Annotated in this window: 24 protein-coding genes and 1 tRNA gene; 7 read left to right on the forward strand and 18 right to left on the reverse strand. The window is 44.3% G+C overall.

Annotated features, from left to right (window positions below; all coding sequences use genetic code 11):
• Nucleotides 1-14 precede the first annotated feature (14 nt).
• Both LCL89_RS11125 and secG read right to left on the reverse strand, forming a co-directional pair.
• Nucleotides 15-758, reverse strand: coding sequence for an alpha/beta hydrolase (locus tag LCL89_RS11125; protein WP_224810156.1), 744 nt, complete (start codon nucleotides 756-758; stop codon nucleotides 15-17).
• A 161-nt stretch (nucleotides 759-919) separates the two neighbouring features.
• Nucleotides 920-1153, reverse strand: coding sequence for a preprotein translocase subunit SecG (secG, locus tag LCL89_RS11130; protein WP_197317562.1), 234 nt, complete (start codon nucleotides 1151-1153; stop codon nucleotides 920-922).
• Between the two features lie 247 nt (nucleotides 1154-1400).
• Here secG and LCL89_RS11135 point away from each other — a divergent pair, with 247 nt between their 5' ends.
• From LCL89_RS11135 to ytzI, 6 genes are all read left to right on the forward strand, one after another.
• Nucleotides 1401-2150 (forward strand): DeoR/GlpR family DNA-binding transcription regulator, encoded by a 750-nt coding sequence (locus LCL89_RS11135; protein ID WP_224810277.1) that lies wholly within the window; start codon nucleotides 1401-1403, stop codon nucleotides 2148-2150.
• On the forward strand, nucleotides 2147-3061 hold the full coding sequence (pfkB, locus tag LCL89_RS11140) for a 1-phosphofructokinase (RefSeq protein ID WP_224810157.1): 915 nt from the start codon (nucleotides 2147-2149) through the stop codon (nucleotides 3059-3061). The genes LCL89_RS11135 and pfkB overlap by 4 nt, the downstream gene beginning before the upstream one ends.
• A 13-nt stretch (nucleotides 3062-3074) precedes the next feature.
• Nucleotides 3075-4970 carry a PTS fructose transporter subunit IIABC gene (locus LCL89_RS11145; RefSeq protein WP_224810158.1) on the forward strand — a complete coding sequence of 632 codons (1896 nt, stop codon included), beginning with the start codon at nucleotides 3075-3077 and terminating at the stop codon, nucleotides 4968-4970.
• Between the two features lie 54 nt (nucleotides 4971-5024).
• Entirely contained in the window at nucleotides 5025-5291 is a 267-nt protein-coding gene (locus LCL89_RS11150; RefSeq protein WP_197317558.1) for a phosphocarrier protein HPr, read from the forward strand.
• Between the two features lie 4 nt (nucleotides 5292-5295).
• Nucleotides 5296-7014, forward strand: coding sequence for a phosphoenolpyruvate--protein phosphotransferase (gene ptsP / locus LCL89_RS11155; protein ID WP_224810159.1), 1719 nt, complete (start codon nucleotides 5296-5298; stop codon nucleotides 7012-7014).
• 103 nt (nucleotides 7015-7117) lie between these two features.
• Nucleotides 7118-7267, forward strand: a complete 150-nt coding sequence (gene ytzI / locus LCL89_RS11160; RefSeq protein ID WP_224810160.1) for a YtzI protein — start codon at nucleotides 7118-7120, stop codon at nucleotides 7265-7267.
• A 521-nt stretch (nucleotides 7268-7788) separates the two neighbouring features.
• Here the strand turns inward: ytzI and LCL89_RS11165 are convergent.
• From LCL89_RS11165 to LCL89_RS11215, 11 genes are all read right to left on the reverse strand, one after another.
• A complete protein-coding gene (locus LCL89_RS11165; RefSeq protein WP_224810161.1) occupies nucleotides 7789-8379 on the reverse strand; it encodes a nitroreductase family protein in 591 nt (196 codons plus the stop codon).
• 136 nt (nucleotides 8380-8515) lie between these two features.
• Nucleotides 8516-9097 carry a YdcF family protein gene (locus LCL89_RS11170; RefSeq protein ID WP_224810162.1) on the reverse strand — a complete coding sequence of 194 codons (582 nt, stop codon included), beginning with the start codon at nucleotides 9095-9097 and terminating at the stop codon, nucleotides 8516-8518.
• A 90-nt stretch (nucleotides 9098-9187) separates the two neighbouring features.
• Nucleotides 9188-10474, reverse strand: a complete 1287-nt coding sequence (gene eno / locus LCL89_RS11175) for a phosphopyruvate hydratase (protein ID WP_224810163.1) — start codon at nucleotides 10472-10474, stop codon at nucleotides 9188-9190.
• A gap of 17 nt (nucleotides 10475-10491) precedes the next feature.
• Nucleotides 10492-12027, reverse strand: a complete 1536-nt coding sequence (gene gpmI, locus LCL89_RS11180) for a 2,3-bisphosphoglycerate-independent phosphoglycerate mutase (RefSeq protein ID WP_224810164.1) — start codon at nucleotides 12025-12027, stop codon at nucleotides 10492-10494.
• Complete coding sequence (gene tpiA / locus LCL89_RS11185) at nucleotides 12020-12781, reverse strand: triose-phosphate isomerase (protein WP_197317551.1); 762 nt, start codon at nucleotides 12779-12781, stop codon at nucleotides 12020-12022. Before tpiA ends, gpmI begins: the two co-directional genes overlap by 8 nt.
• A gap of 16 nt (nucleotides 12782-12797) precedes the next feature.
• Nucleotides 12798-13982, reverse strand: a complete 1185-nt coding sequence (locus LCL89_RS11190; protein WP_224810165.1) for a phosphoglycerate kinase — start codon at nucleotides 13980-13982, stop codon at nucleotides 12798-12800.
• A gap of 178 nt (nucleotides 13983-14160) precedes the next feature.
• Complete coding sequence (gap, locus tag LCL89_RS11195; RefSeq protein ID WP_224810166.1) at nucleotides 14161-15168, reverse strand: type I glyceraldehyde-3-phosphate dehydrogenase; 1008 nt, start codon at nucleotides 15166-15168, stop codon at nucleotides 14161-14163.
• A gap of 37 nt (nucleotides 15169-15205) precedes the next feature.
• Nucleotides 15206-16234, reverse strand: coding sequence for a sugar-binding transcriptional regulator (locus LCL89_RS11200; RefSeq protein WP_224810167.1), 1029 nt, complete (start codon nucleotides 16232-16234; stop codon nucleotides 15206-15208).
• A gap of 139 nt (nucleotides 16235-16373) precedes the next feature.
• Nucleotides 16374-16622: a glutaredoxin family protein gene (locus LCL89_RS11205; RefSeq protein WP_224810168.1), complete on the reverse strand. Its 249-nt coding sequence runs from the start codon at nucleotides 16620-16622 to the stop codon at nucleotides 16374-16376.
• A gap of 57 nt (nucleotides 16623-16679) precedes the next feature.
• On the reverse strand, nucleotides 16680-16904 hold the full coding sequence (locus LCL89_RS11210; RefSeq protein WP_197317546.1) for a hypothetical protein: 225 nt from the start codon (nucleotides 16902-16904) through the stop codon (nucleotides 16680-16682).
• Between the two features lie 498 nt (nucleotides 16905-17402).
• A tRNA-Arg gene (locus LCL89_RS11215) sits at nucleotides 17403-17478 on the reverse strand.
• A gap of 245 nt (nucleotides 17479-17723) precedes the next feature.
• On the opposite strand from LCL89_RS11215, the gene clpP reads away from it, so the two are divergent.
• Nucleotides 17724-18314 (forward strand): ATP-dependent Clp endopeptidase proteolytic subunit ClpP, encoded by a 591-nt coding sequence (gene clpP, locus LCL89_RS11220; protein WP_197317545.1) that lies wholly within the window; start codon nucleotides 17724-17726, stop codon nucleotides 18312-18314.
• A gap of 101 nt (nucleotides 18315-18415) precedes the next feature.
• On the opposite strand, the gene LCL89_RS11225 is transcribed toward clpP, so the two are convergent.
• The 5 genes from LCL89_RS11225 to LCL89_RS11245 all read right to left on the reverse strand — a co-directional run bounded on the left by LCL89_RS11225 (nucleotide 18416) and on the right by LCL89_RS11245 (nucleotide 22116).
• A complete protein-coding gene (locus LCL89_RS11225) occupies nucleotides 18416-18670 on the reverse strand; it encodes an HPr family phosphocarrier protein (protein WP_197317544.1) in 255 nt (84 codons plus the stop codon).
• Nucleotides 18671-18800: 130 nt separating this feature from the next.
• Nucleotides 18801-19757, reverse strand: a complete 957-nt coding sequence (gene whiA / locus LCL89_RS11230) for a DNA-binding protein WhiA (protein ID WP_197317543.1) — start codon at nucleotides 19755-19757, stop codon at nucleotides 18801-18803.
• A 33-nt stretch (nucleotides 19758-19790) separates the two neighbouring features.
• Nucleotides 19791-20744 (reverse strand): gluconeogenesis factor YvcK family protein, encoded by a 954-nt coding sequence (locus LCL89_RS11235; RefSeq protein WP_224810169.1) that lies wholly within the window; start codon nucleotides 20742-20744, stop codon nucleotides 19791-19793.
• Nucleotides 20745-20747: 3 nt separating this feature from the next.
• Nucleotides 20748-21632 carry an RNase adapter RapZ gene (gene rapZ / locus LCL89_RS11240; RefSeq protein WP_224810170.1) on the reverse strand — a complete coding sequence of 295 codons (885 nt, stop codon included), beginning with the start codon at nucleotides 21630-21632 and terminating at the stop codon, nucleotides 20748-20750.
• A 16-nt stretch (nucleotides 21633-21648) separates the two neighbouring features.
• Nucleotides 21649-22116, reverse strand: a complete 468-nt coding sequence (locus tag LCL89_RS11245; RefSeq protein WP_224810171.1) for an 8-oxo-dGTP diphosphatase — start codon at nucleotides 22114-22116, stop codon at nucleotides 21649-21651.
• Nucleotides 22117-22180: the final 64 nt, after the last annotated feature.

Below are 22180 nucleotides of genomic sequence, written 5' to 3' on the forward strand. Positions count from 1 at the left end.
CCTGACTCTGAAACTTAAGACCAATCCAGGGATTCAAGAAATTCAAGTATATCTTCATGAAGCTGTTCTTTTTCTTTATCCATTGTGATGACGTGTCCAGAGTTCTTATACCATTTGATATCTTTTTGGTCCGCTTCTACTTGTTTATATATATAATTTGCACTGTCTGTATTGATCATTTCGTCATTTTCGGCTTGGACGACGAAGGTCGGAGTGTAAATTTGATCGACATCATCATGAACGGAAGTGATGAACTTCCCAAGCTCCTTGAACATCTCTTCTGAGTCATCAAGCATTTCCTTTACTTCACGATCAATCGTTTCTTTATCTTTTCCTTCTAATTGTTTGTATTGACGCGCTTTAAATTCAAACCCTTGAGTCAACTGCTTTTCATTATCAAAAAACATCGGTGCGCACATCGTCACAAGCCCTTTTAAAGGCTCGGAATAAGCAAGCTTCAAGCCAAGCACGCCGCCCAGCGATAACCCGGCTACCGCTATCTTTTCGTATCCGAGTTCCCTTAAATGATTCAAAGCTTCCTGCACATCCGCCCACCAATCTTCAGGACGGGCATCAATGAGCGCTTCCAGTTCTTGTCCGTGCCCGCGGTAAATCGGAGCGTGAGTCGTGTATCCGTGTTTTTGAAGAAAACGCCCAAGCATCCGGACATCCGCAGAATGGCCGGTAAACCCATGTAGTAATAATACCGCACGTTCTCCTTCCTCAAACGTAAACGGTTGAGGTTGTTTGATCTTCATAACTTTTCTCTCCTTACTTCATCTATTTCCTTAATTAAAGATTTCATTCTAATCATCAGCGTTTTCTATTTTACCAAAATCATACCCTGCTGGCATTTTTTCCATTTGATATAGAAAAACCGCGCTTTTATAACAGCGCGGTTTCCATTCATTATTGATTATTACCCTAAAATGTAAGCAGCTAAAAACGCCAGAACAAAGAAAAGAACACCTGTGACAATCGTCGCCTTGTGCAGTACAGCGTCGATTCCACGTGCTTTTTGTTTTCCGAATAACTGCTCCGCGCCACCAGATATTGCACCTGACAGCCCGGCACTTTTTCCAGATTGTAAAAGTACTAATACGATTAATGCAATGGTATCGATTGTTAATAATGTAATTGCGAGTGTTTCCATGATGTGCCAACACCTCCTAAAAACGTACAAATGACTAGTTTAAATGTAGCATAGAAGGCTGTACTCATCAAGATAATTTCATCCCCTGTTCCTCCATTTGTATCTACTTGATCCTCCCAGCGAGCGTTTTGACTGATTATGAAAGTTATCTTGATTATTTTTGATTGTTTTTGAATGTTTATGGTTGATTTATGAAAAGGCTTCCATTATGATAAAGAACAAGAACTTAAATGAAGGAGCGGACGACATGCTGACTACAGAACGACACCGTCTTATTTTAGACCTTCTCGAGGAAAAGCAGATCGTTAAATTGAAAGATCTTGTCCAACATACAGATGCTTCAGAATCCACAATCCGGCGTGACTTGGATCAACTAGAACAAGAAGGACAGCTGCGCCGTGTCCATGGCGGGGCCTCCCTTAAACAAAGGGCAAGTGAAGAGCCGACGTTGAAAGAAAAAATTACGAAGCTTCATAACGAAAAAGAAGCCATAGCCAGACAAGCCGCTTCTTTGGTCCAGGAGGGAGACAGCATTTTTCTTGATGCGGGGACCACCACCCATCATCTGATCCCACACCTTCAAGGGAAGGACATCATTGTAGTCACGAATGGTCTCAACCATCTCGATGCTTTGACGGATCACTCTATTACGACTTATATACTGGGAGGATATATCAAACACCGCACGAAAGCAGTCGTAGGTACGAACGCTCTTGAAAATTTGAAGCAGTACCGTTTCGATCTTTGCTTTATGGGAACGAATGGCATCTCTTTAAATGATGGATACACCACACCTGATCCTGAGGAAGCAGCTTTGAAAAAAACGGCACTTAATTTATCACGTCAGCGGTACGTATTGGCTGACCATTCCAAATTTACGGAAGTTTCCTTCAGTAAATTCGCAAATTTGAACGAAGCGGATATCATCACCAATTACAAGGGAGATCAATTGAAGAGCTTTAAAGAAATGACGAGTATAAAGGTTGTGATCACATGATCTATACTTGCACACTCAATCCATCCATCGATTACATCATGAACGTTCCGGAGTTTGAATCCGGAACGCTGAATCGAGCTCACAACACCTCTTTTTATCCTGGAGGAAAAGGAATCAATGTATCCAGAGTGTTGAGAAGACTTGGGGTCGGAACCATTGCTCTAGGGTTTACAGGTGGTTTTTCAGGAAACTTCATCAAGCAGTTTTTGAGTGAAGAAGGAATCGAACATCGATTTATTGATACCGATATAGACACAAGAATCAATGTAAAGCTGAAAAGCAGCGACGAAACGGAAATCAACGGTCCGGGTCCTGAGCTGACAACCGATCAACAGGAAGCATTGTTGAAGCAGGTGGATGAGATGACCGATAAAGACACTCTTGTATTAGCAGGAAGTGTCCCTTCCACTCTACCACCGGACTTTTATATGACCATCGCTGACATATGCGCGAAGAACCGCACCAAGTTCGTGGCTGATACTTCAGGAAAGGCACTCGAAGGTCTGATAGGTAAACGGATTTTCCTTTTGAAACCTAACCACCACGAGCTTGGAGAACTATTCAAAACGGAGATCGACTCTATAGAAAAAACGGTCCATTATGGCAGAAAGCTTTTTGAGAGTGGTGTAGAACATGTCATCGTTTCCATGGGCGGATCGGGAGCGATTTATATAGGAGAAAACAAAACACTCCATGCGAATGTACCTGAAGGAGTCGTCAAAAACTCTGTCGGGGCCGGGGATTCCGTCGTATCAGGTTTTCTAGCAGGCCTGACTCAAGGCAGGTCGATTGAAGAATCTTTCCGCTTCGGGGTGGCGGCCGGCAGTGCGACTGCCTTTCAAGATGATTTATGCGAGGAAAAACATGTTTCTGAAGTTTTGGAGAACATAGAGATTTCTTTTATTCACTAAGGAGGGGACCGCAGTGAAAATCACTGATTTGTTGACAAAAGAGACCATCGTTTTGAATATGACAGCTTCCTCTAAATCTGAAGCCATTGATGAGCTGATCAAAAAAATGGATGAAGCCGATAAGCTTCACGATAAAGAAGCTTTCAAAGCGGCTATTGAAGCAAGAGAACAGCAGAGTACGACAGGGATCGGCGAAGGTATTGCCATTCCGCATGCAAAAACCTCTGCTGTCAAAGAACCTGCGATCGTATTTGGACGCTCCCGAAATGGTTTGGATTATGAATCATTGGACGGGCAGCCGAGCCGCTTGTTTTTCATGATTGCAGCTTCTGAAGGCGCGAACAACACTCACCTTGAAACATTGTCCCGCCTTTCTTCATATTTGATGGATAACAAGTTCCGTACACGCCTGGAAAACGCAAGTTCTGAAAATGAGGTCATCCAGGCCATCAATGAAAAAGAGGCAGAAGAAGAAATAGAGGAAACTTCGACGGACGATGGGAGCGGAAAAATCGTAGCTGTCACCGCATGCCCGACAGGAATCGCTCATACGTACATGGCCGCAGACAAGCTTAAAGCGACAGCGAAAGAAATGAATATTCAAATCAAAGTCCAGACCAATGGTTCCAGCGGTGTAAAAAACCGACTGACAGAAAACGATATTGCAGAAGCTGATGCTGTCATCGTAGCCGCAGATACCAAAGTCGATATGAGCCCCTTCAACGGTAAACATGTGATTGAAGTTCCGGTAGCAAAAGCGATACACGAACCGCAAGAACTTTTGAAAAAAGCACAGAATAAAGAAGCAGATATTTACCATAGCAGTGAGAAATCCTCAGAGGGGACAAATAAGAAAAAACAAAAGACAGGATTTTATAAGCACTTGATGAACGGTGTCTCCCACATGCTGCCTTTTGTCGTTGGCGGCGGGATTCTAATTGCGATTTCTTTCTTTTTCGGTATCAATGCCGCAGATCCTTCCAGCGACGAATACAACCGATTTGCTGAAATGTTGATGACGATCGGCGGAGCTAATGCGTTCTATCTGCTTGTACCAGTGTTAGCCGGTTTCATCGCTTACAGTATAGCGGACCGACCTGGATTCGCCCCGGGGATGATCGGCGGGTTGATTGCCATCACTTCAGGCGTGGAAGGTGCCGGTAACGGCTCAGGATTCTTAGGCGGATTGATCGCCGGTTTCCTGGCGGGTTACTTGACACTTGGAATAAAACGGATGCTTGATGGACTGCCTGCTTTTCTCGACGGGATGAAAACCGTGCTTTTTTATCCAGTATTAGCGATTTTCGGAACAGGAATGATCATGCTCTTGATCAACCCGAGTCTGACGAGCATTTACAATGGTCTACTCTCTTGGCTGGAAAGCCTCAGTGGTGCAAACATAGCACTTGTCGGAATCATCATAGGAGGGATGATGGCTGTCGATATGGGAGGGCCGATCAACAAAGCGGCTTATACATTCGGCCTCGCTACATTGGAGTCAGGAAACTATGAGTTTATTGCTGCTGCTATGGCCGGCGGAATGGTTCCTCCACTAGCGATGGCTTTAGCGACAACTCTTTTCAAAAACAAATTCACTGAACAAGAGCGCGAGACAGGGAAAACCGCTTATGCTCTTGGAGCTTTCTTCATTACGGAGGGTGCGATACCGTTTGCAGCTGCGGATCCTGCAAGAGTCATTCCATCCATGGTTGCAGGATCTGCCATCGCTGGAGCGTTGACTACATGGTTCAGCATCAACTTGACTGCCCCTCACGGAGGCATCATCGTCATCGGCTTGGTCGAAGGTGGAGTCATGAAAGCGCTGCTATATATTTTAGCGATTGCAGTCGGCTCGATTATTGGAGCAATTGCTGTAGGATTGTTGAAAAAAGACCTGCAAAAGGCTTAAAATGATAGAGTTAGGGTATCTCAAAATAAAATACTTTCTTAGGAGGAAATCAATATGGTAGAAAAAACATTTACTATAACTTCTAATGACGGCGTACACGCTCGCCCGGCAACTGTGCTTGTCCAAAATGCGGGTAAATACGAAGCTGACATTAACTTACATTATAAAGAAAAGGCTGTGAACCTGAAGTCCATCATGGGAATCATGAGCCTTGGCATCCCTGCAGGAGCAGAAGTCAAAATCACTGCAGAAGGAAGCGATGAGCAGGAAGCGATCGATCATCTTACTACGACAATGCAGAATGAAGGGTTGGGAGAATAACTTTATGACACATTTACAAGGTATTGCAGCTTCCAGTGGAATCGCGATTGCGAAAGTATATCCACTGGAGGCTCCGGACCTGTCTTACAGCAAAGAGAAAGTTGAACAACCAGAAACAGAAGTAGAACGACTGCATCAAGCACTTGAGGTCTCTAAATCTGAGCTCGAGAAAATTAAAGAGCACACGAAAAAATCCCTCGGTGATGAGCATGCCGAGATTTTCTCCGCTCACCTGCTTGTTCTCAGCGATCCTGAATTGATCAAGCCGATTGAAGATAAAATCAAGACCGAAAACGTCAACGCAGAAGCTGCATTGGATGAAACAGCGAATATGTTCATCGACTTGTTCAAAAACATGGACAATGAATATATGCGTGAACGTGCTGCTGACATTCAAGACGTAACGAAACGCGTCATGGCACAATTGTTGAACGTGACGTTCCCTGATCCAGCGCTGATCAACGAGGAAGTCGTCATTGTCGCTGATGATTTGACTCCGTCTGATACAGCCCAATTGAACAAACAGTTTGTCAAAGGGTTCACGACAGACATCGGTGGCCGTACTTCCCACTCCGCTATCATGGCCCGTTCATTGGAAATCCCGGCTGTAGTCGGAACAAAAAATATCACATCCCAGTCTGAAAAGGATTCCATGATCATTGTCGACGGAATCAGCGGGGATGTCATCGTCAACCCTACAGATGAGCAGATTGAAGAATACAAACAAAAACAGGCAGACTTTGAGAAGCAGAAGCAGGAATGGGCGAAGCTGAAAGATGAGCCTACTGTGACTTCTGAAGGCGATCATGTCGAGCTTGTCGCAAACATCGGTACACCGGATGACGTTGAAGGTGTTCTTGAGAATGGCGGCGAAGGCGTTGGTCTTTACCGTACAGAATTCCTTTATATGGGTAAAAGTCAGCTGCCGACAGAAGAAGAGCAGTTCGATGCTTACTCTTCCGTCTTGAAGCAAATGGGTGACAAACCAGTAGTCGTTCGTACACTGGACATCGGTGGAGACAAAGAGCTGAGTTACTTGGACCTTCCAGATGAGATGAACCCATTCCTTGGTTACCGTGCGATTCGTCTGTGTCTTGAACGTGATGACATTTTCCGTGTCCAATTGCGTGCACTTCTACGTGCAAGCGTTCATGGAAACCTGAAAATCATGTTCCCTATGATCGCTACGCTGGATGAGTTCCGCCAAGCGAAGGCACTTCTTGATGAAGAAAAAGAAAACTTGGTCAAAGAAGGACATCAGGTCTCTGATGATATTGAAGTTGGTATGATGGTCGAAATTCCAGCAACTGCTGTGATTGCCCGTCAATTCGCTAAAGAAGTGGACTTCTTCAGTATCGGAACGAACGACTTGATTCAATATACAATGGCTGCTGACCGTATGAACGAACGCGTATCATACCTTTACCAGCCGTATAACCCAGCTATTTTGAACCTTATCAATAATGTGATTGAAGCAGCACACGCAGAAGGCAAATGGGCCGGCATGTGCGGTGAAATGGCTGGAGATGAAATCGCAATCCCGATCCTGCTGGGACTTGGTCTGGATGAATTCAGTATGAGCGCGACGTCCATTCTGCCGGCTCGTACACAAATCCGTGATCTTTCCAAGAAAGAAATGGCTTCTTATAAAGAAGAAATCCTTTCAATGGGAACAGCGGAAGAAGTTGTTGAGTTCGTCAAAGAAAAGACTCAATCCAAGTAGTAATCTGCTCATATATGTGGCACAATAGGACATGTGGGAAGGCATTCGCTTCCCCTCCATGTTCTAAGGAAAGAGAAGTGTTGAAATGACCTTTACTATAATAATGATCGTTTGTGTAGGTATCGTGCTCGGTATTGCAGCCATGTTCGGTTTTGCCGTCTCCAAAGGCTACGAATATAAACACACAATCGACCCACTTCCCGAAAAAGCCGACAAATATGAACCAGACCATAAAAAAGCTGACGCCAATTAAATGGTGTCAGCTTTTTTGTTCTTTAATATTAAGGCTTTGTTATTGCTTGGTGTTGTTATTTAACATGTGAGCTCATATCAGCTCTTTCTATCCTGGAATTTGTTTGAGGCGGCCTTTTAGAATGACTCCCTTTCCGTGGGGTACCGTGAGCCTCCTCAGGCTTCGCCTTCCGGGGTCTCACGATGTACCTTTATCCCACAGGAGTCTCGCCATTCTAAAAGGCCGCCTCTTCAAAGTAGAAGGGTCGGAAAAGCCATAACCGAAGTCCGTTACACCAACCACAAGCGGGATGGCAGGGAAAACAGGTAGACTCCTGCGGGAAAAAGGAACAAGGTGAGACCCCGGAGAACGAAGTTCGAGGAGGCTCAGCGTTCCCCGCGGAAAGCGGACTGTTTTCCCTGCCATCCCATGCTCTGAGTAAATAACGGACCGAACACCTAATCCCAGACAGGGACTATTTAGTAATCGTTTAAAATATCAACAATCAACTTTAACAGAGCCAATATTTCATTCGTTATTCATCATTTCTTCCAGGATTGATGGACAAACGTGCACTTTTCCTCAATAGGCGATCGGGGTTTAAATTTCGGAACTTTCTTCGGGTACCCCATTTGTAAGACAGCAGCAAGCTTATATTTTGACGGCGGCAGCCCAAGATCTTCAGCAAAAAGCGGATCATTCAAGTAAGGACTTGTCGTCCATAACGTCCCCACTCCTTCTTCCCATGCTAATAGTTGAACATTTTGGATATAAGCGCAAACCGCTGCATAGTCTTCTTCAAACTTATGTGAGTCTTTATCTATTTCCAGATAAACCAAAGCATGGTGGGGTATAGAGACTAAAAAATCACGTATGCCTTTTTTCATTGAATTTATTTTCCCGTTTTCATACCCCTCAAAAAAACCATTCCTTACATAACTGTCAAGCACTGCGTCAGCATAATCGATTTTTGCTTCTTCTTGAAAGACAGTGATGTTCCATGGTTCTTTCATACGGTGATTAGGTGCCCATGAAGCTTGTGAAAATATATGCTTCATTAAGCCGCTCTCCAGTTCCTGAGGCTGAAAATCATGGATGGAACGACGTTCTTTAATCGCAGTTTGAAGATCCATTTCAATGCCACTCCCCATTAGAAAAAACTTGGTTAATCCCATTCTGAGATGGGCCGGATAAATAAAAGAGAGAATCTGCTTCATTCTAGCGAGAAGCCACGGATTTTCCTGTAAAAGTCATAATCAATTGACACACCTATTCGAAAAGGTGTGTCAATTGGTGCATCATCATATAAAGCCATTCCCGGACGAAGAACGGCATTTTTGTTTCCATGGTTTCATAAGCAGAGTATGCTGTAGGAACGCCTGTGACATCCATCCCCTGATCCTCTGCCATGCCTACCGCTCTTTTCAGGTGAAATTGATCACTTACCAGCAAATAAGAATCAATCCCTTTGTTATCAGCAACTTTCTTAGCGTTAATCAAATTGTCGACTGTCACGGCGGACTGGCTTTCAATTAAGATGTCTTCTTTAGGGACTCCTTGATTCAACGCATATTTCATTCCGACTTCTGCTTCTGAAGAGGCGGCATTTTCGCTCATACCACCTGTAAAGACCAGGTAGTCCACTTTATCGTTTTTATATAACTCTATTCCTTGTTTTAACCTTCCTTCAAATACAGGACTTGGCTTCCCATTCCATTGGGCGGCGCCAAGGACGATTGCTGCGTCTGCTTCAGGAATATGATCATCAGCGCCATATGTCCAGAGGCTGTATCCCGTGTACACGCTATAGCCCAGCAAAATCAATAGCAGGATTTTAAGTATACGTTTCATTCTATCTGCTCTCCCAAGATCTCTTTCTGAACTTTATTTTACCATATAAAAAAGCCTCCCTGAAATCAGGGAGGCTTCATGTGGGAACAATTACTTGTTCAAGTTATAGAAAGCTTTTCCGCCTGCATATTCAGCAGTTCCAAGCAGCTGATCTTCGATACGAAGAAGCTGGTTGTACTTCGCCACACGGTCTGTACGGGATGGAGCACCTGTCTTGATTTGACCAGCGTTCGTAGCAACAGCGATATCAGCGATCGTCGCGTCTTCTGTTTCACCGGAACGGTGAGAGATGACAGCTGTATAACCAGCACGCTTCGCCATTTCAATCGCTTGGAAAGTTTCAGTAAGTGTACCGATTTGGTTCACTTTGATCAAGATAGAGTTACCTACGCCCTGCTCGATTGCACGGCCAAGCTTCTCTGTGTTCGTTACGAACAAGTCGTCACCGACCAGCTGTACGCGGTCGCCGATACGGTCTGTAAGAAGTTTTGTACCTTCCCAGTCGTTTTCATCAAGACCGTCTTCGATAGAGATGATAGGATATTTGTTAACAAGCTCTTCATACCAGTCAACCATTTCTTCAGAAGTACGTACCACGCCTTCACCTTTCAGGTTGTACTTGCCATCTTCGAAGATTTCAGAAGAAGCTACGTCCATTGCAAGTTTAACTTCTTCATCCGGCTTGTAACCAGCAGCTTCAATCGCTTCGATGATTGTAGAAAGAGCTTCTTCGTTGGATTGTAGGTTCGGAGCGAATCCACCTTCATCACCAACACCAGTGTTATAACCTTTGTTCTTAAGAACTTTCTTAAGAGCGTGGAAGATTTCAGCACCCATGCGAAGAGCTTCTTTGAATGTAGGAGCACCTACAGGCATGATCATGAACTCTTGGATGTCCACGTTGTTGTCCGCGTGCTCTCCACCGTTAAGGATGTTCATCATAGGTGTCGGAAGAGTGCTTGCTGTGAATCCTCCAAGATATTTGTAAAGTGGAAGACCGACAACGTCAGCTGCAGCGTGAGCGACAGCCATGGAAACGCCAAGGATTGCGTTTGCACCCAGGTTACCTTTGTTTTCAGTACCATCAAGTTCCATCATCATTTTATCGATGATCACTTGTTGAGTTACGTCCATTCCAAGCAGCTTTGGAGCGATTTTTTCATTTACGTTATCTACAGCAGTTTGAACGCCTTTTCCAAGGTAACGCTCATTATCTCCGTCACGTAGTTCTACCGCTTCGTATTCACCAGTGGATGCACCACTTGGTACTAGTGCCGTACCGAAAGCACCTGATTCTGTATAAACTTCAACTTCTACAGTTGGGTTACCACGAGAGTCTAAGACTTCGCGAGCATAAACATCTGTAATGTAAGGCATTGATTATCTCTCCCTTGTTATTTGATTAATGATTGTCCTGTCATTTCTTCCGGCTGTTCGACGCCGAGTAACTTCAATAGAGTTGGTGATAAGTCACCCAATACTCCTCCGTCACGCAGTTCTACGCCTTCTTTAGTGACGATGACAGGAACTGGATTTGTTGTATGAGCAGTCATGGCATCTCCTTCAGAGGTCGTCACCTCATCAGAGTTTCCGTGGTCTGCTGTAATGATGGCGTGTCCGCCTTTTTCATGAATTTTATCTACGATCTTGCCTAAGCACTCATCGACAGCTTCAATTGCTTTGATGGTCGGCTCAAGCATTCCTGAGTGTCCAACCATATCCGGGTTGGCAAAGTTCAAAATGATCGCATTGTGCTTCTCTGCATCCAATTCAGCAAGCAGAGCATCCGTCACTTCATAAGCGCTCATCTCAGGTTTTTGATCGTAAGTGGAAACTTTAGGAGAATCGATCAGGATGCGCTCTTCCCCATCAAACTTCTCTTCACGTCCTCCACTCATGAAGAATGTGACGTGTGGGTATTTCTCTGTTTCAGCAATGCGCAGCTGCTTCATGTCATTGTCTGCCAGAACTTCTCCTACTGTATTCTTCAAGTTGTTCGGTGGGAATGCCACTTTACTGTTCACAGCATCGCTGTATTGAGTCATCCCGACAAAATGAAGGTTCTTCGGAGCTTTTTCACCACGGTCGAAATCTTCGAAATCATCGTTAGCAAAAGTGCGTGAAATCTGGATGGCACGGTCTGGACGGAAGTTGAAGAACACGATGGCATCTTCATCTTCTACCGTTCCAAGTGCTTCTCCCTGGTCGTCTGTAAGGACCACAGGTTCAACAAATTCATCATACACTTCTTTTTCATAGGATTCATCGATCGCTTGAATGGGATCCTTATGCTTCGGTCCTTCGCCGTAAGCGATGGCATCATAAGCCTTTTTCACGCGATCCCAGCGATTGTCACGGTCCATCGCATAATAACGACCTGAGATCGTAGCGATTTGACCGATTCCCAGTTCTTCAACTTTTTCCTGAGTCTGTTTGATGTACGTTTTTGCAGATTGTTGACCTACATCACGTCCATCAAGGAAAGCGTGGATATAAACTTGCTCCAAGCCTTCTTCCTTAGCTAACTCAAGAGTTGCGAACATATGGTTGATGTGGCTGTGAATACCTCCATCTGACAATAGACCGAAGATATGAAGGGCTTTGCCTTTCGCTTTCGCATGGCGGACAGCGTTCAGCATCACTTCATTCTCAAAGAAATCTCTCTCTCGGATGGAAAGATTGATACGTGTCAGACTTTGGTAAACGACGCGACCTGCACCGATATTCAAGTGACCGACTTCCGAATTCCCCATTTGTCCTTCAGGAAGGCCTACAGCCTCTCCACATGCAGTCAATTGGGAATGAGGGAACTGGTTCCAAAACCGATCAAAGTTCGGGGTGTTCGCTTGCTTGACGGCGTTTCCGAACTCTTCATCACGAAGAGCGTAGCCATCAAGGATGATTAATGCTGCTAAGTTTTTGTTACTCATGCTTACCTGCCTCCACAAGTTTTAGGAAGGAATCAGCTTCAAGGCTTGCTCCGCCGACTAGTGCACCATCAATATCGGATTGAGACAGAAGCTCTTCGACGTTTGCCGGCTTAACGCTTCCTCCGTATTGGATGCGGACTGCATCTGCAGCTTCAGCATTGACGAACTCGCTGACAACTTTACGGATGTGTGTACATACTTCGTTCGCCTGCTCAGCAGAAGCCGTACGTCCAGTACCAATCGCCCAGATTGGCTCATAAGCGATGATCGCCTGTGCACACTGTTCGTTCGTCAAGCCTTCCAACGCTTTCTTCACTTGTGCTTCTACATGATCCATTGTTTGATTCGCTTCACGTTGATCAAGCGTTTCACCGACACAGATGATTGGAGTCAGACCATGTTTGAAAGCAGCATGGACTTTTTTGTTCACATCTTCATCTGTTTCGTTGAAGATTTCACGACGTTCGGAGTGGCCAAGTACGACATACGTGACGCCAAGCTCTTTCAGCATAACCGGGCTTACTTCACCAGTGAATGCGCCGCTTTCTTCAAAGTGCATGTTTTGAGCACCGATTTTCAAGTCTGTACCTTCTGTTTCTTCAACGAGCTTCTGAAGAAAAGGAGCCGGTGCACATACGACTGACTCCACCTGGTCAGAAGAAGGCACTTCATTTTTTGTCGTTTGAATAAAATCTTCCGCTTCGCGGTGGGTTTTATTCATTTTCCAATTTCCTGCAATCACTTGTTTACGCATGTTTCCTTCACCTCTCCTATTCTTTATCGTTTAGTAGAGCGACACCTGGAAGTTCTTTACCTTCCATGAATTCCAAGGAAGCGCCGCCTCCTGTGGATACGTGATCCATGTCATCAGCATAACCGAACTTTTCAACGGCTGCGGCAGAGTCTCCACCACCGATGACAGTATAACCTTCGGTGTTAGCAAGTGCATTTGCGACCGCTTTTGTTCCGTTTGCAAATGTTTCAAGCTCGAATACGCCCATAGGGCCGTTCCAAATGACGAGCTTGGAATCTTTGATGATTTGATCATACTTCTCTCTTGTTTTCGGTCCGATATCCAGCGCTTCCCAATCAGAAGGGATGCTGTCGATTCCGACTTCTTTCGTATTCGCAGAATCAGAGAAATCGTCAGCAACGATTACATCTTCAGGCATGTGGAAGTTCACGCCTTTATCTTCTGCTTTTTTCATATATTCTTTAGCCAAGTCGATTTTGTCTTCTTCTAGAAGAGACTTACCGATTTCATAGCCACGTGCTTTTATGAAGGTATAAGCAAGTCCGCCGCCGATAATCAAATGATCGACTTTGTCAATCAGGTTATCGATGACTCCGATTTTATCTTTGACCTTCGCTCCGCCGATGATGGCAGTGAAAGGACGTTCAGGATCGGATAGCGCTTGTCCTAATACATTGATTTCTTTCTCCATAAGAAAACCTGCGACAGCCGGAAGGTGTTCAGCTACACCTGCTGTTGACGCATGAGCACGGTGTGCAGCACCGAATGCATCGTTGACATAAAGGTCTGCCATATCAGCGAACGCTTTAGCAAGGTCTGCATCATTCTTTTCTTCACCCGGGTGGAAACGGACGTTTTCAATCAATAGAACGTCGCCATTTTCCATTTCAGAAAGTGCCTGGTTCACTTCGTCACCATGCACCTCATCTGTTTTCGTAACCGTCTGACCTAACAGGTCACTCAAACGGTTGGCAACAGGGTCTAGACGAAGCTCTTCGACAGCTTCTCCTTTTGGACGACCCAGGTGGCTGGCAAGAATCACTTTGGCACCGTTGCCTGTCAAATGTTTGATTGTCGGCAGTGCTGCTTTGATTCGTGTGTCGTCTGTTACTTCTTTACCGCTCATCGGAACATTGAAGTCGACGCGGCAAAACACAGTTTTCCCTTGTACTTCAACATCACGGATTGTTTTCTTATTCATGAAAGACAACCTCCTTGGTTTGTGGTCAGGTTCATCGCCTGCCCATATGTACGTTTCCACGCTTGCAATCCATGAAAACGCCTAAAAGCAGGGACCATTAGAAATGGATAAAGGAGGAGGACATGAGACCTCCTCCTTTTCCACGTTCTTTTTAATTCTTTTTATTGATTCTTACTTTTTACAGTCCTTGGTTCTTGATGTAAACAGCTAGGTCTACACAACGGTTGGAATAACCAGTTTCGTTGTCATACCAAGAAACAACTTTTACCATGTTGTCTTCTAGAGTAAGAGTAGATAGACCATCGATGATGGAAGAGTGAGTGTTTCCGTTGTAGTCAGTGGAAACTAGAGGCTCATCACTGTAGCCAAGGATTCCTTTAAGGTTACCTTCAGCTTCAGCTTTAAGCGCTTCGTTCACTTCTTCAGCTGTTACGTTCTTATCAAGTTCAGCAACGAAGTCTACGATGGATACGTTTGCTGTTGGAACACGCATAGCCATACCGCTAAGCTTGCCATCAAGCTCTGGAAGAACTTTTGCAACTGCTTGAGCAGCACCTGTAGTTGTTGGGATGATGTTTTGAGCTGCTGCACGCGCACGACGGTAGTCTTTGTGTGGCAGGTCAAGAATTTGCTGGTCGTTTGTGTAAGAGTGGACAGTAGTCATCATACCACGCTTAAGACCGAACTTCTGATCAAGAACTTTAGCGTATGGTGCCAGGCAGTTCGTTGTGCAGGAAGCGTTTGAGATTACGTGGTGAGCATCTTTGTCATACTGATCTTCGTTAACACCCATTACGATAGTAAGGTCTTCCTGCTTAGCTGGAGCAGAGATGATAACTTTCTTCGCACCTGCATCCATGTGTTTCTTCGCGTCGTCACGCTGAGTGAAACGACCTGTAGATTCGATTACGATATCTACACCAAGATCTCCCCAACCAAGTTGAGCTGGATCTTTTTCAGAAAGAACTTTGATTTCTTTTCCACCTACGATAAGGTTGTCACCGTTTGTTGAAACTTCTTGAGAAAGAGTTCCGTGTACAGTGTCGTATTGTAGTAGGTGAGCTAGCATATTCGCGTCAGTAAGGTCGTTGACCGCCACTACTTCTACGTTTTCATTGTTCAAAGCAGCACGGAAAACATTACGTCCGATACGACCAAAACCGTTAATTCCAATTCTTACAGTCATGCAAAATTCCTCCTTAGAATGTATAAAAAAGATTTATTTAAAGGGAATGCTCCCTTATTAACTCTTGTGCAGCACCTTCATCGGTGATCAGGACATTGCTCTGTCCCGGTTGAAAATAAGATGCAATGGCTTGAGCTTTCGTATGACCACCCGCGACCGTAATCACATGTCTTGCATGCTTCAAGTCTTCGAGTTGAAGACCTACCGTACGGACTTTATGAACGATTTCACCTTTGGTATTGAAATAATATCCGAAGGCTTCTCCCACGGCCTGGCGTTCTTTGATGATCTCCAGCTGTTTAGCTGACGTTTTTCTTCGTTCAGCCATCGTCAGAGCATCACCGACGCCATGGATGACGATTTCTGCATTGCGGATGATATCAAGAACCTCTTTTATTGAAGGTTCCTCTATGATCGTCTGATATGATTCTTCACTTAATGGGTCAGGAACATACAACAATCGATATTCTCCACGAGCTTTTTTCGCCATTTCGGCACAAATGGTATTCGCTTGATTTTCTACTCGTTCTCCCAGTCCACCTCGGGCAGGTACGAACAAGCAGCGGTCCGCGCCGGTTAATGGAGTCATCGCACCAGCAACTGCAGCCATCGTCGTTCCACCTGTGATGGCAATGGCTTCACCGGCTGCCAGATGCCCTTTCAAATACTGGACGCAGGCTCTTCCCATTTCATGTTTTACCCAATCGAGCTGATCGCTATCTCCTGGAACAACAACGACGTGGTCTAGCTTTAATTTATCCTTTAATTGCTGTTCCAAAACCTTGACTCCTGTTACATCCTTGATGAACTCAGCAAGTTGTTCAAGAATATTTTGGCCTTCATACGTCAAATGCATGCCCCTGGAAGTCACTTCCACGGCCCCTTGCTTATTCAGGAAATCCACTTCACTTCGAACTGTACGTTCAGCGAGATCCATGTTTTCAGACAAAGCACGGCGGCCTACAGGCTCCATGATTTGAATGAAGTGCAACAGTTGATAACGGCGTTGCATAATGTCCAAGACATCAGGGAACAATTTCTTTTGTAAGTCGATCAACGCTCGCATGAAAAAGCTCCTTTAACTCAAATTCACCATTACCTCCGGGATATTTATGTCCCAGCTAGTCATATTCTGTCCCGCCAGCTGCAAAAAAATATCCTTTTCACTTTTTCATATTAACAGTGGGGGGACGGGCACGCAAGCATTAGCCCCCGTTTTTTTTATGTAACCGTTTTTCTAAAGATAAATAATCAATTGCCTCATACCCGATCTCCTCTCCATTCACTACAAGGACCGGGACTTCAAACATATACTTCTCTAACAGCCGATCATCCTGTTCGATATCCACTTCTTCAAGGTCTATTTCATAACTGGATGCCATCAAACCGACAAGGCTCTCGACTTCGTCACATAATGGGCATTGTTTTTTAGTATACATAACGATCGTATTCAATCATCTGACCTCCTTGCCATCGGTTCACATTATAAATGGTACAAAAAAAGAACACGTTTAGGAAGCGTGTTCTTGTTTATCATAAAAACCATTCTCTATTTTAAGCTCTCTTTTCTGTAAAAATTCGAGTAACTCTTCGCACGCATAATGTCTTCGTGTCCGTTTAAGAGATTCATAATTGAACGACAGCTTCAATTGTTGCTGCATATCGAAAACATGAATCCGGCGATCTTCAGAAATGAGTTCTGTTGCCAACAATTTGTAACGGATTATATTCTTCATAGACACTCCTTTTCTTATACCTGAGCGAAAAGTCTGATTATTTCGTATATTATAACACATGTACTCACTTGTGAAAACTACCATAATATAATCGTTTATTTAAGCTATCGAAATCTATGAGGGAATGAAAAATTGAACTTCAAGCATCCTGGAGCACAGGGGCGTCAGGGAAGGGGGAGACTTTCACGGGAAATGGAAACAGGCTCTGGCCCCACAGGGCTTCAGCCCGAGGGAGTTTGCCGGTTCCTCCGCAGGAAAGCGGATCCTTTCCATAATTTGCTTCGGAATCTTCTTAGTTATTAGAGTGAAAAAGATATAACACCCTTATTAATTAGTTGTGAACCTATAAAATGGATGTTGAGCTTATCAAAAACTTAGGGTGGATTTAGAACACAGAGGTGTGTTAGCACTTTAGATTCGGAGAGGGAAATAAACAGCAGATTTTAATAGAACCAAAAAAGCTTCTCTGTCTTTGACAGAGAAGCTTCTTTGAATCAGCGCGCCCGGAGGGATTCGAACCCCCGACAGACGTGGTACCGGAAACCACCGCTCTATCCGACTGAGCTACGGGCGCAAATTGACATGCATTTAATATTATAGGGATGATACTAAAAAAAAGCAATAGATTTAAAGAAAATAAACGCCAGAGCAGCTGAGAAATTTTTCTATTCTATCTATGTTTATCTAAATATTTTTAGGGAATGATGGTAGCAGGTGTTCTGAGAAAAAGGTCGATTGTTTTTGTTTGACCTTCATTGACCTTAATTGTATGATAAATGTATTCCATCAAATTTCAATTGATGATAAGGAGGAAATCACATGAATTTAGTCCCTACAGTAATTGAACAGACAAATCGCGGAGAGCGTGCTTACGATATTTACTCCCGCTTACTTAAAGACCGTATCATCATGCTTGGGAGCCCGATTGATGACAACATCTCAAACTCCGTTGTCGCGCAATTGTTGTTCCTGGCAGCAGATGATCCGGAAAAAGACATTTCCTTGTACATCAACTCTCCCGGCGGCTCTATCACAGCTGGTATGGCCATCTACGATACTATGCAGTTCATCAAGCCGAATGTATCTACCATCTGTACAGGTATGGCAGCATCCATGGGTGCTTTCCTGCTGAACGCTGGAGAGCCTGGTAAACGTTATGCTTTACCTAACAGTGAAGTCATGATTCACCAACCTCTTGGCGGTACCCAGGGACAGGCTTCAGATATCGAAATTCACGCAAAACGAATCATCAAGATGCGTGAGAAGCTGAACAAAATCCTTGCAGAACGCACAGGGCAGCCTATCGAAGTCATCGAACGTGATACGGATCGTGACAACTTCATGTCTGCACACGAAGCTGTAGATTATGGCTTAATCGATAAGGTTATGGAAAAAACTACAGATAAATAATCGAAAATCCGCTGCACCAGCAGCGGATTTTTTATTTGTACTCTTCACAATGAATATAAAACAAAAGTACGTTCATTTATTCACAAAACAGGGTGATAAAATCACTCTGCTTTTACAAATGATTCCAACTTCTCCAATGCCTCTTCTTCGTCGCTGCCATCAGCAATCAGCTTAATTTCTTCGCCTGTGCCTATGGCGAGGCTCATCAATCCCATAATACTTTTGGCATTGACTCTTTTTTCATCCTTTTCAATGAAAACATCGGCATTGAAGCGGTTCGCTTCCTGCACGAATTGAGCTGCCGGTCTTGCTTGAAGACCTGTATCCAACTCTACGTTTATCGTCCGTTCAATCATCGTTCATTCTCCTCTCATTCCTGCTCTGTGCCAATTTCGAAAGCGCATTCAAAACGCTCAAGAAAAACGCTCCCAAAGGGAGAGCGTTAATAATTGTTTACCATTATAGCATGAATCCAACTTGAATACATTAATTTCGAGAGCTTTCTGTAACTTCCCCTTTGCGGACCTTATCCGCGAATTCATCAATTTTTCTCAGTCTGTGATTGATTCCTGACTTACTGATAGGTGCTCCAGAAACATATTCCCCAAGTTCTTTCAAAGAGACATCCTGGTATTGAAGGCGGAGTGAAGCAATTTCCTGCAGCTTATCAGGCAGCGCATCCAATCCGACCGTACGCTCAATAAATTTGATATTTTCAACTTGTCGGAATGCGGCTCCGATTGTTTTATTCAAATTAGCTGTTTCACAGTTGACTAAACGGTTGACGGAATTACGCATATCACGGACGATCCGAACATCCTCGAATTTAAACAAGGCTTGATGAGCACCGATATTGCTGATCAATTCTGTGATCTTTTCAGCTTCCTTCAAATAGGTAATGTACCCTTTTTTACGGACAAGCGTACGCGCCCTTAGTCCGAATTGATTCATAAGCTTACACAACGCTTCGTTGTGTTCCTCATCCGAAGAATAGATCTCCAGGTGATAGGAGGAGGTCTCTGGATTGTTCACAGACCCGCCGGCGAGGAAAGCGCCTCTCAGATAAGCACGCTTGCAGCATGTATCTTTCATATATTTTTCTGGAATATCTGGATTAATCGATAAAGGTCCATCCAGAATCTCCAAGTCATTTAAGACTTGATCCGCCTGTTCCTTCATCCTGACAATGTAAACATTGTTCTTTTTGAGGCGCATTTTCTTACGAACGAGCAGTTCAACAGGATAAGGATAGAGCTGTTTGATGAGCATGTAGATTCTTCTTGCGATGGCTGCATTTTCGGTTTGAATATCCAGAATATATTCTCTATTGGATAAAGAAAAGGTCCCGTTCATACGGACAAGAGCTGCCAGCTCCGATTCCATACAGCATGACTCTGCTTCTACGTTTGTCAGTTCTTTTTTGATCTCTGATGCAAATGACATAGATGTACACCCCCTCTGACCACAAGTCACCTTTTAAAGCATCGAATATAAAAGATTGGATAATTTATCTGTATCGTGACGTAACATCGTTTGACTATGGTCTATAATGTCCTCTTCAATGATTTCGATTCCCATTGACCTGAGACGATCAATGTCATACACGACCGGTTCAGCCTTTTCTTTTGCATAAACACTCTTCATTCCTTGGTCGATCGGTTTATTATGAACAATAATGGAATTGATGACTCCAGTACCGATGTGGTCCACCAAGGCTTGCAAATGATCGGCAGCCGTGTACCCTGAAGTTTCCCCTTTTTGGGTCATTACATTGCACACATAAGTAACTTTAGCTTTCGTGTCCTTCAAAGCTTCCCCGATTTGAGGAATGATGATATTCGGTAAGATGCTTGTGTACAGACTGCCCGGCGCAATGACAATCAAATCTGCAGTCTTGATTGCATCGACCGCTTCAGGCAGAGGCTGCACTGGATTAGGACTGACAAAGACCCGTTTGATTTTCTTATTCTGCTCGGGGATCTTCGATTCTCCAGTGACTACGGTCCCATCTTCCAACTCAGCATGAAGATTCATTGAATGATTGGCGATCGGGTAAATATGACCTTTAACATTCAAGACTCTTGATATCTCTTTGATTCCTTTATAAAAATCTCCGGACATGGAAGCCATAGCGGCAAGCAGCAGATTTCCCATGGAGTGACCGGATAACCCGTTTCCATGGGCAAATCGATGCTGAAACAGTTCTAAAAGCATAGGTTCAGCATCCGATAAGGCAGCGACGACATTCCGAATATCGCCGGGAGCCGGAATGGCCAGTTCATTCCTGAGCCTGCCGGAACTACCACCATCATCTGCTACTGTGACAATCGCAGATAAATCCACCGGCAATTTTTTTAACCCGCGCAGCAGCACAGGCATTCCTGTCCCACCGCCTATGACGACTACGCTGGGCTTTTTTGATTGAGCCATCTGCTATTTCCCTTTCCTTTTCTCAATATCCCGGTGCGTGACATGTGTGTTGAAATCACTGGAAAAGTACTCACCGAAATATTCAGCAAGAGCTACAGACCGGTGCTGGCCTCCTGTACATCCGATTGCTATGACAAGCTGGCTTTTTCCTTCCCTTTTATATTGAGGAAGCATGAATTGCAGCAAATCTTTCAATTTCTCCAGGAACTTCTGAGTATCTGACCATTTGAAGACATAAGAGGATACATCCGTATGAAGGCCCGTCAAATCCCTCATGTGTTCAACGTAGTGAGGATTCGGCAGGAAACGCACATCGAACATCAAATCCGCATCAATCGGTACCCCGTATTTAAACCCGAAAGAAACCATCTGGATGGAAAACACCTGTTGTTCTTTCTCACGATACTTTTCAATGATTTGTTCCCTCAGCGCTTTCGGCTTCAGGTTTGATGTATCAATGATCGTTTGAGAGCGTCCACGCAGTTCATCAAGCATCCTTCGCTCTTTACGGATTCCATCTAAAGGCAGCCCATCTTTAGCTAATGGATGAGACCTCCTCGTTTCCTTATAACGGGAGACCAGCGACTGATCATCTGCATCCAGGAAGAGTATATGTTCTTGTATCCAATCTTCATTGCCTAGACGATCGAGCGAATCGAACAAGGATTCAAAGAACTCTCTCCCTCTCAAGTCCATCACTAAAGCTACGTTTTGGATATTGTTGCTGGAGTCTTTCATCAACTCTAAAAATTTAGGCAGTAAAGCGGGCGGAAGGTTGTCCACACAAAAAAAACCGAGGTCTTCAAAGCTTTGGACCGCTACGGTTTTCCCTGCTCCTGACATCCCAGTTATAATTACTAATTGAGTACTGTAAGCATCTTCAGGCATAATCGATCGCTCCTCATTAGTCGGGTCGGGACGGATCCATATCCTGATCGATCAGTTTGAAATCCGTCGTATATACAAATGTTCCATAAATTTGTTCTTCACTGTTTAATATGTGTTTGAAGATATGACGGTCTCCTTCAGCCATAGGCTTTTGAAGGACTTCATCAACAGGAACCCACTCGAGTTCCCCCTCTTCGCTGACATCAAGAAGTTCTCCTGTATAACTTGTGCTGAAAAACGTAAACATCATCCACTCATGGGTCGTTTTCTCCCCATCACGCATGATGAATGTGAACGAACCTCTAAGCTCAGGCTGATCCACGGACAGGCCGGTTTCTTCCTTGAATTCCCGGACAGCAGAATCCTTGATATTTTCACCAGATTCCATTTTCCCACCTGGAGCTACATACCAGCCTCTTCTTGGTTTTTTCAACATGAGAACATGGTCATCTACTTTTAGAATACAATTGGCTACACGTTGCATAAGCTGTCACCTCATTCTCTTTCCAGAGGACATCTCCCCTCATTATACACCGAATAGATCGAAC

It is taken from the genome of Halobacillus yeomjeoni (assembly GCF_020171525.1).
Classification (GTDB): domain Bacteria; phylum Bacillota; class Bacilli; order Bacillales; family Halobacillaceae; genus Halobacillus; species Halobacillus yeomjeoni.